We start from the raw sequence: 1,585 nt of genomic DNA, 5'->3' as shown, positions 1-1,585 counted from the left end.
TCCCTGCACCGCCCAGCGCAGCGACGGATCCAACCCACCGCGCATCACCGTGCGCCCGTCCTCGCGCCGGTACGCGCCGTCCGCGTGGTAGACGAAGCGCACCACCCCGTCGTCCGCGCTCGCGTGCACCACCACGCCCCGGGTGGTGAACTTCCGCGTCGCCACCACCTGCCCCCGCACCGCCGTCACCGGCGTGGCCGCCGCCGTCGCGTGCGGCTGACACGAGGGACACGCCCCCCGCGCATGCTCCACGCCGCACGACGCGCACACCGTGAAGCGCAGCCCCTCCAGCACCGGCAGCGGGAACGCGCCGCGAAGGTCCTCCACGAACACCCGGTGGAACAGGTGCAGCACGTCGTCCGGCAGCGTGGCCCGGGGCAGCGCGGGCTTCGGGTACTGCACGTCCGCGTGGAGCACGGTGACGCGCTGGAGCACCCGCGCCACCGCGTTCAGCCGGGCCCCCTGCGCCTTCGGCCGGTGGATGCCGCCGTGCGGCCCCACGCACAGCAATGACTGCATGACGGTGACGGCAAAGGCATACCAATCACTCTCCACCGTCGCCGGCCGCACCGGCGTCAGCGCCTGTGCGGCCGGATCCAACCGCAGCGGGTCCAGGAACCGCTCGGTGAACACCGGGCAGACATAGGGCCCGAACTGGAAGCTGTCCGCGTCGATGAGATACGCGTCCGTCCCCACCACCAGCACGTTCAGGTCATTGAAGTCCCCCACCACCACGCCGCTCGCGTGCACCGCCCCCAGCACCCGGTGCAGCCCCGTGAGCACCGTCACCGCGTCCGCGGCCCGTCCTCCCGCGCGCCGGAACGACGGCTCCCCCAGCCGACGCAGCGGCTCCACGCCGTCCAGCTTGCGCATCGCATAGCCCAGCACCTCCACGCCCTTGCGGTCCGTGGCCAGCGCCTGCGGCGTCACCACCCGCGCCGGCAGGCCCTGCGGGAACGCGCGCAGCTTGCGCTGGTGCTCCGCGAGTCGCGCCTTCGCGGCGGCCTGCTCGTGCGTCAGGCCCAGGTAGTCCGGATGCTCGGGCCGCTTGAAGACCTTGAGGGCACGCCCGTCGCCCAGGTCATACACATCCGCCTCGCCGCCCTTGCCCAGCGCGCGCTGCGGATCCAACCGCACCTTCTTGCCTTCGAGCCAGACGTCCATGGCCTCACGCCCTCCCCATCCGCCGACGCAGCACCACCAGCGAGGTGTCGTCCGTCAGCAGCCCCGGCGTGCGCAGCAACCGCCGCTCCGCGAAGTCCGCGCGCACCGACTCACGGTTGAGCTGCGCCAGGCGCCTGCGCACCGCATCCGGGTTCGCGAAGTAGCGGTCCTCCGTCCAGAACCGCGACAGCGGGCCCACCGGCTCGTCGCGCTCCGGCACGCGCGCCTCCGACAACCCCAGCAGGTCCCCCACCCCGTCCGTGCCCAGCAGCAGCGCGTGCACGTCGTCGGTGGGCACCAGCGCCCGCGACACCAGCGGCACGTCCTCCCCGCGCAGCAGCGCATACGCGAGGTACGGCGGCGCGTTGCCCGGGAACGGCCCCAGCGCGTGCACCTCCCCGTTGAGCATCCACACCCCATC

General features: G+C 73.2%; 2 pseudogenes. Both read right to left on the bottom strand.

The features are described from left to right. Positions 1-1,164, bottom strand: a pseudogene (locus tag D7V93_RS42800) (hypothetical protein); the annotation flags it as partial. 4 nt (positions 1,165-1,168) lie between these two features. Then, positions 1,169-1,585 (bottom strand): annotated as a pseudogene (locus D7V93_RS42795) (protein phosphatase 2C domain-containing protein); the annotation flags it as partial.

It is taken from the genome of Corallococcus llansteffanensis (assembly GCF_003612055.1).
Classification (GTDB): domain Bacteria; phylum Myxococcota; class Myxococcia; order Myxococcales; family Myxococcaceae; genus Corallococcus; species Corallococcus llansteffanensis.
Note: the sequence above shows the minus strand (reverse complement) of the source record. Positions and strands in the feature narration are given on the sequence as shown.